We start from the raw sequence: 350 nt of genomic DNA, 5'->3' as shown, positions 1-350 counted from the left end.
TTAGCTTCCAAGATACTTAACGCGTATCCATTTGTTCGGTTTTGATGGAATTTGCGGGGCCATAGCTCAGCTGGGAGAGCGCCTGCCTTGCAAGCAGGAGGTCAGCGGTTCGATCCCGCTTGGCTCCACCAACAAACTTCATCAATAGTAACACCTTGATCCTTGAAAACTGGATACCGAAACGAATTTGCGTTTTAGAACATCTTTTAGCTGAAACTTGTTTACACAAGTTTTAATTAATAGTGATACTAAGCGAAGGTTTTGGATTGTGAGCGACTTTTGGCTTTAAACAGACTGGATGACAGAGTGATCTGGAAGCGCTGTTTAAAACAAGATGAGCGAATAAGCCA

The 350-nt window shown here is 43.1% G+C and carries 1 tRNA gene; it reads left to right on the top strand.

Going from position 1 to position 350, the window contains the following annotated elements:
* The first annotated feature begins 55 nt into the window (after positions 1 to 55).
* Positions 56 to 131 (top strand) — tRNA-Ala (locus ACQ76X_RS36375).
* The last annotated feature ends 219 nt before the right edge of the window (positions 132 to 350 follow it).

It is taken from the genome of Paenibacillus sp. IHBB 3054 (genome assembly GCF_051594305.1).
Lineage (GTDB): Bacteria > Bacillota > Bacilli > Paenibacillales > Paenibacillaceae > Paenibacillus_AQ.
Note: the sequence above shows the minus strand (reverse complement) of the source record. Positions and strands in the feature narration are given on the sequence as shown.